Source organism: Paenibacillus sp. VCA1, from assembly GCF_031583795.1.
Lineage (GTDB): Bacteria > Bacillota > Bacilli > Paenibacillales > Paenibacillaceae > Paenibacillus_AQ > Paenibacillus_AQ albilobatus.
Map to the genome: position 1 here is coordinate 1 of NZ_JAVLSX010000052.1, position 255 is coordinate 255.

Genomic DNA, 255 nt, shown 5'->3' on the forward strand with positions numbered 1-255 from the left:
AGTTGAAAGCTCTGTCGAAGCCCTCGAAGAACGTATCAAGCAGCTTGAAATGGAGAATGAGTATCTAAAAAAGTTGAATGCCTTAGTTCGAAACAAAGAAAAATCACCAAACAGGACAAAGCACAAGTCGTCTGGGAACTGAGGCATAAATATCCGGTGAAGGCACTCGTACAGCTGTCTGGTATCCCGCGCAGCACCTATTACAACCTTATAAAGCGTATAAACCAACCAGATCCGGATGCGGATTTGGGAGCT

General features: G+C 44.7%; 1 pseudogene. It reads left to right on the forward strand.

The features are described 5' to 3' along the window. Nucleotides 1–255: pseudogene (locus tag RJP21_RS31115) on the forward strand (helix-turn-helix domain-containing protein); the annotation flags it as partial.